We start from the raw sequence: 6,878 nt of genomic DNA on the forward strand, positions 1-6,878 counted from the left end.
CGGAGGTTGGACAGAAATTGCACGGCAAGAGTCTCCGTTCTGGGTAGCCGGGCAGCGGCGCGCAACGGTCCTGCACGCCCGGGCCTACCGGATGTGGTCGCAATGGAATGGGAATGTCGGCGCCATAACGTCGGCGGGGCGGCGGAGGAATTCCGGGGGCATGACGCGCCAGATCCGACAGCCAATTCCCGTCAAGCGGTTTCGTTTGACGACTTATAAAGTTCATGCGAAAGTCATAATAATGAAATAAGCGGCGATCAGTGTTCGAACGAACATGATCAGCCGCCAAGGACAGGAAACGACCTCAGGGACCGGCATGCTGGCGGAAGACCGCGCACGCGCCATCGTCGACCTTGTGCGCCGCGAGGGCTTCCAGGCCATCGAGACGCTGGCCGGCCAGTTCGGCGTCACCCCCCAGACCATCCGCCGGGACGTCAACCTGCTCTGCGACCGCGGCCTGCTGCGCCGCCGCCATGGCGGGGTCGAGCTGCCGCCCGACGGCGAGAATCTCGCCTATCCGGCCCGCCAGGTGCTCAACATCGAGGCCAAGCGCCGCATCGCCCGGCTGGTTGCCGCCGACATTCCCGAGGGCGCCTCGCTGTTCTTCGGCATCGGCACCACGCCCGAGCAATGCGCGCTGGCGCTGACCGACCATCCCGGCCTGCGGGTGATGACCAACAATCTCAACGCCGCCATCGCGCTGAGCCGCAATCCCTCCTGCGAGATCACCGTGGCGGGCGGGCGCATGCGCAATCTCGACCGCGACATCGTCGCCGGCGAGGCGCGCGACTTCTTCTCCCGCTTCATGGTCGATATCGGCATCTACGGCGTCGGCGGCGTGGCCGAGGACGGCACCCTGCTCGATTTCAGCAGCGACGAGGTGCATATGCGCCAGAGCCTCGCCCGGCATTGCCGCCAGCGCTTCCTGGTGCTCGACCATTCCAAGTTCGGCCGCGGCGCCACGGTGCGTGGCGGCCATATCACCGAAGCCACCGCCGTCTATACGGACAGGCCGGTGCCCGAGGCGATCGCCGCCCAGCTGCATGATGCCGGCGTGCGGCTCGCCGTCTGGTCGGAAGAACAGTTCACCGCGTCACCACAGCAGCATAACAGCAGGAGAGGATCACCATGATCAGGCGTACATTCATCGCTGCCGCGCTCGGCTTTGCCGCGCTCGGCGCCATCGCAGCCGATGCCTCCGCGCAGGGCCGCGCCATCTGCTACAACTGCCCGCCGGAATGGGCCGACTGGGGCTCGCAGCTCAAGGCGATCCAGTCCCGCCTCGGCATCACCGTGCCGCCGGACAACAAGAATTCCGGCCAGGCCATCGCCGCCCTGATCGCCGAAAAGGCCAATCCGGTCGCCGACGTGACCTATCTCGGCGGCATCGCCTCGGACCAGGCCAAGAGCGCCGATATCCTCGCACCCTACAAGCCCAAGGGCTTCGACAGGATCCCGGCCGACCTGAAGGATCCGGACGGCTACTGGTTCACCATCCACTCCGGCACGCTCGGCTTCTTCGTCAACAAGGAAGCCCTGGGCAAGAGGCCGGTCCCGCAGAGCTGGGCCGATCTGCTGAAGCCGGACTACAAGGGTCTGGTCGGCTATCTCGATCCCACCTCGGCCTCGGTCGGTCAGCTGGGCGTGATGGCAGTGAATCTCGCCCTGGGCGGCAGCTACGAGAACCTCGATCCGGCCATCAAGTATTTCAAGGATCTGGCCAAGAACGATCCGATCGTGCCCAAGCAGACGTCCTACGCCCGCGTCATCTCGGGCGAGATCCCGATCCTGCTCGACTATGATTTCAACGCCTATCGCGGCAAGTATACCGACAAGGCGCCGATCGAGTTCGTCATCCCGAAGGAAGGCAGCGTGGTGCTTCCCTATGTCATGGGCCTGGTGAAGAACGGCCCGAACCCGGAGAACGGCAAGAAGGTGCTGGATTTCGTGCTGTCGGATGAAAGCCAGGCGATGTGGGGCAACGCCTATCTGCGCCCGGTCTTCGCCGACAAGCTTTCGGCGGAAGCCAAGGCGAAGTTCCTGCCGGATGCCGATTATGCCCGCGCCAAGGCCGTCGACCTGAAGAAGCTGGCCGCCGCGCAGAAGCAGATCGTCGACCGCTACCGGGCGGAAGTGAACTGAGTCCGCAGGGACCCCGGGCGAGCGGTGGCACACCCCGGGGTCCCGTTTCCTTTCCCATCTGAAGACGAGCCATGCGCCGCGAAACACAGACACTGATTTTCCTCCTGCTGCCGGCCGGCATCTTCTTCGCCGGCTTCTTCCTCATTCCGATGGCCGAGCTGTTCGTCATCGGCGGCAGCGGCGACCGCGGCTGGGCGGCCTATGCCGCCATCATCACCGATGCCAATTACTTCGAGACCCTGATCGCCACGCTGGGCGTCGCCACCGCCACCACCATCGTCACGCTGATCATCAGCGGCATCACCGGCGTCTTCCTGCAGCGCCACAAGTTTCCCGGCAATGCGACGCTGGTGGCGATGCTCACCTTCCCGCTCGCCTTTCCCGGCGTCGTCATCGGCTTCATGGTGATCATGCTGGCCGGCCGCCAGGGCCTCATCGGCCAGGTCAGCATGGCGCTGGGCGGCGACCGCATCGTCTTTGCCTACTCCATGGCCGGACTGTTCATGGGCTATGTCTATTTCTCGATCCCGCGCACCATCCTCACCGTGATGGCCGCGGCCGAGAAGCTCGATCCGAAGCTTGAGGAAGCCGCCCGCTCGCTCGGCGCCTCGCCCATGCGGGTCGTCTTCGACGTCATCATCCCCGGCCTGAAGCCGGCCTTCATCTCCGCCGGCGCGATCTGCTTCGCCACCGCGGTGGGCGCCTTCGGCACGGCGTTCACGCTGGCGACCCGCATCAACGTGCTGCCGATGGTGATCTATACCGAGTTCACGCTGGCGGCGAACATCGCCATGGCGGCGGCCCTGAGCTTCGTGCTCGGCGCGGTGACCTGGATCGTGCTGGCGCTGGCGCGTACCGCCGCCGGCGCCACCGTGGCCGCGGCAGGCTGATGCCATGAGGAACCGCCTGCTCTTCTCGCTGCAGCTCGGCTTCACCCTGCTGGTCTGCGCCTTCCTCATCGTGCCGGTGGTGCTGTCGATCCTCGCGGGCCTGACGGTGAACTATTTCGTCGGGCTGGAAAGCGGCCTCACCCTGCGCTGGGTGATCGCCGTCTGGGACGGCTACCGCGACACGATCTTCCTCTCCATCGGCATCTCGCTCGCCTGCCTTGCGCTCACGCTGGTGCTCGGCATCCCGACCGCCTATGTGCTGGCCAAGCGCCAGAGCGCGCTGAGCCGCGCCATCGAGGAGCTGCTGGTCATGCCGGTGGCCGTGCCGGGCCTTGCCACCGCACTGGCGCTGATCGTCACCTATGGCAGCCTGCAGGGCTTCCGCACTTCCTGGACCTTCATCCTGGTCGGCCATGTGCTGTTCACCCTGCCCTTCATGGTGCGCTCGGTGCTGGCCGTGCTGATGGCGATCGACCTGAAGACGCTGGAGGAGGGCGCCGCCTCGCTGGGCGCCGGCTTCTGGCGCCGCTTCCGCGACATCGTGCTGCCGAACTGCCGCGCCGGCATCCTCGCCGGCTCGCTCATGGTGGTGACGCTGTCCATGGGCGAGTTCAACATGACCTGGCTGCTGCACACGCCGCTGACCAAGACGCTGCCGGTGGGCCTTGCCGATGCCTACGCCTCGCTGCGGCTGGAGATCGGCAGTGCCTACACGCTGGTATTCTTCCTGATGATCATGCCGCTTCTCATCGCGCTGCAGCTTTTCGCGCAGCCGCGCCTGGAGAAATTCGTGGCAGAGGACGACAAGAATGACTGAGACCAACGCACCCCTCGCCATCACCCTGCGCAACTGCGCCAAGACCTTTGCCGACGGCACCCGCGCGCTGGAGCCGCTGAATCTCGCGATCGATGCCGGCGAGACCGTCGTCTTCCTCGGCCCGTCGGGCTGCGGCAAGACCACGACGCTCCGTATCATCGCCGGCCTGGAGGAACCCGATGCCGGCGGCGCCGTGCTGTTCGACGGCACCGATGTGACCGCCCTGCCGATCGAGCGGCGTAATGTCGGCATGGTGTTCCAGTCCTACGCGCTGTTCCCCAACATGAGCGTGGCGGAGAATATCGGCTACGGCCTGAAGATCCGCAGGATGCCCGCGGCCCAAATCCGCGCCCGCGTCGCCGAGATGCTCGGCATGATGCGGATCGAGAAGCTGGCCGACCGCCGCATCGACCAGCTCTCCGGCGGCCAGCGCCAGCGCGTGGCGCTGGCCCGCGCGCTCGCCGTGCGGCCGCGCGCCCTGCTGCTGGACGAGCCGCTCACCGCGCTGGATGCCAAGCTGCGCGACACCCTGCGGCTGGAGATCGACACCCTGCTGCGCTCGCTGCAGATCACCGCGATCTACGTCACCCACGACCAGGCCGAGGCGATGGCGCTGGGCGACCGCATCGTGGTGATGGAGCATGGCCGCGTCGCCCAGATCGGCAGCCCGCGCGAGATCTACCAGAAGCCGGCCAGCCGCTTCGTGGCGGAGTTTATCGGCACCATGAACCGCCTGACCGGCAGGGCCGAGAACGGCGTCTTCTCCTGCCGCGCCGGCCGGATCGCATGGGCGGATCTGCCGGCCCATGCCACCGAGATCCTGTTCCGTCCGGAAGACATCCGGCTTGCCGAGACGCCGGAGCAGGCCTCGCTGCGCGGCCAGGTGGCGGCGGCCTTCTTCCTCGGCGACCGCACGCGGCTGTTCGTCGATGTCGGCGAGGCGCAGCCGCTGGTGGTGGAATCCGCCGCGCGCCGCGATTTCAGCCATGGCGAGGCCGTCGGCCTGACCATCGACCCGCGCGGCCTGCTGGTGCTGTAATAGGTATGTATTCGTCATTCCCGCGAAAGCGGGATCCGGCAGGCGCGCCGGCTGGGCTCCCGCTTTCGCGGGAGCGACGAGGCAAGAGGACAGTTGCATGCTGATCGCGCAGATCACCGACACCCACATCAAGCTGCCGGGCAAGCTGGCCTATAAAAAGGTCGACACGGCCGCGATGCTGCGCCGCTGCGTCGAGGAGCTGCTGGCGCTGAAGCCGCAGCCCGACCTGATCCTGCTGACCGGCGACCTGGTCGACCTCGGCCGGCCGGAGGAATACGACCACCTGAAATCGATCCTCAGCCCGCTGAAGCAGCGCATCATCGCCATTCCCGGCAATCACGACGAACGCGACGCCATGCGCGACGCCTTCGCATCAGGCGGCTATCTGCCGCGGGACGGAAAATTCCTGCAGTTTGCCGTCGACGAATATCCGCTGCGCATCATCGGGCTGGATACGCTGATCCCGATGCAGGGCGGCGGCGAGCTCTGCGCGGAACGGCTGGCCTGGCTGGACGAAGCGCTGCAGCAGAAGCCCGACACGCCGACCCTGGTGATGATGCACCATCCGCCCTTCGTCACCGGCATCGGCCATATGGACAAGATCGGCCTGAAGGGCCGCGAGACCTTCGCCGAGATCGTCGCGCGGCATCCGCAGATCGAGCTGATCCTCTGCGGCCATCTGCACCGCGTGATCCATGCCCGGGTCGGCGGCCGCCCGGCCATGACCTGCCCGAGCCCGGCGCACCAGGTGGCGCTCGACATCGATCCGGAGGCGCCGAGCTGTTTCCGCATGGAGCCGCCGGGCTTCATGCTGCACTGGTGGAACGGCAGCCGGCTGGTCAGCCACCAGGCCTTCATCGGCGATTACGACGGGCCCTATCCCTTCTTCGACAAGGACGGCAACCTGATCGACTGACTGATCGACGGGGCGGGCGCCGCGCCCGTTCAGGTCGTCATGCCCGGCATGCCGGCGCGGACGTCCGTCCCGGCATCGCGTGACCGAATCACCGCGTGACCCTCGGCCCGAGCCGGGCGACAGCGTCCTGGTCCCGCGCTCTGCCCATACAATGCGAGCTGTGCGCGCCGTCACACGCAGCGATTGAAAGGTTACCGGAAATTTACGTCGCAATTTTTGGCGGAAATCGTAGCCTCCCCGCGCGCTGCAGCGCACTCATTCCCCGCGCATTCGCGCCAATCAGAATCAGGACCTCCCCATGCGCTTCCTCGACAACGTGAAGATCCGAACGCGAATTCTCGCCACCATCCTGCTGATGGGCATCGGCCTCTGCTTCGTCGGCTGGCTCGGCGTCAACGCCATCCAGACCTATGACCGGCGCCTGGAGGATCTGAACGCCGCCGCCCATCGCGCCCTGCTGGCGCAGAAATACAATTCCGCGGTCTTCTCCGTCGTGATGGATTCGCGCGGCATCTACCATGCCCGCGACATCGCCGAAGCCAAGCGCTTCGCGAAGCCCCTGCTGGCCGAGCTGGCCTGGATGGAACAGAACCTGCCGGGGTACGAGGCGTCGCAGAAGCCCGAATACCGGGCCGAGTTCCAGCAGCAGAAGAAGACGATCACGGAATTCATCGCCTTCCGGCGCGAGCTTGCCCGTCTCGGCTCCGAAGCCGGGCCGGTGGAAGCCGACCGCTTCGGCAACAACGACGCCAACCGCGCCAACCGTCAGGCCCTCAACAGGGATCTGGTGGCCGCGGTGACGCGCAACGACGAGGAGCTGGCAACGATTTCGTCGGAGCTTCAGAATTTCAAGTCCGAGCAGATGCGGCTGATCCTCGCCCTGTCCGGCCTCGTGCTGGTTGCCGCGCTCGGCGCCGGCCTGGCGCTGGCCAGCCTCACGATTTCGCGTCCGATCACGCGTCTTTCGTCGGGGATGCAGGCTCTGGCGGATGGTGACACGGGGGTTGAGGTGTTCGGTGCCGGGCGCGGCGACGAGATCGGCGCCATGGCCCGCACGGTGCAGGTGTTCAAGGA

Annotated in this window: 7 protein-coding genes; all 7 read left to right on the forward strand. The window is 66.4% G+C overall.

Translation table 11 applies throughout. The features are described from left to right. Positions 1–274: 274 nt before the first annotated feature. On the forward strand, positions 275–1,132 hold the full coding sequence (locus VKZ87_RS15650; protein WP_324222196.1) for a DeoR/GlpR family DNA-binding transcription regulator: 858 nt from the start codon (positions 275–277) through the stop codon (positions 1,130–1,132). Further along, positions 1,129–2,142, forward strand: coding sequence for an ABC transporter substrate-binding protein (locus tag VKZ87_RS15655; RefSeq protein WP_324222197.1), 1,014 nt, complete (start codon positions 1,129–1,131; stop codon positions 2,140–2,142). The genes VKZ87_RS15650 and VKZ87_RS15655 overlap by 4 nt, the downstream gene beginning before the upstream one ends. A 71-nt stretch (positions 2,143–2,213) precedes the next feature. After that, complete coding sequence (locus VKZ87_RS15660) at positions 2,214–3,032, forward strand: ABC transporter permease (RefSeq protein ID WP_324222198.1); 819 nt, start codon at positions 2,214–2,216, stop codon at positions 3,030–3,032. Positions 3,033–3,036: 4 nt separating this feature from the next. After that, a complete protein-coding gene (locus VKZ87_RS15665) occupies positions 3,037–3,849 on the forward strand; it encodes an ABC transporter permease (RefSeq protein WP_324222199.1) in 813 nt (270 codons plus the stop codon). Then, positions 3,842–4,888 carry an ABC transporter ATP-binding protein gene (locus tag VKZ87_RS15670; protein ID WP_324222200.1) on the forward strand — a complete coding sequence of 349 codons (1,047 nt, stop codon included), beginning with the start codon at positions 3,842–3,844 and terminating at the stop codon, positions 4,886–4,888. The genes VKZ87_RS15665 and VKZ87_RS15670 overlap by 8 nt, the downstream gene beginning before the upstream one ends. Before the next feature lie 97 nt (positions 4,889–4,985). Next, entirely contained in the window at positions 4,986–5,804 is an 819-nt protein-coding gene (locus VKZ87_RS15675; RefSeq protein ID WP_324222201.1) for a phosphodiesterase, read from the forward strand. Positions 5,805–6,102: 298 nt separating this feature from the next. Beyond that, the coding region (locus VKZ87_RS15680) for a HAMP domain-containing protein (RefSeq protein WP_324222202.1) at positions 6,103–6,878 on the forward strand (776 nt) is incomplete at its 3' end.

Origin of the sequence: Ferrovibrio sp., from assembly GCF_035304305.1 — a bacterium.
Taxonomy (GTDB): Bacteria; Pseudomonadota; Alphaproteobacteria; order Ferrovibrionales; family Ferrovibrionaceae; genus Ferrovibrio.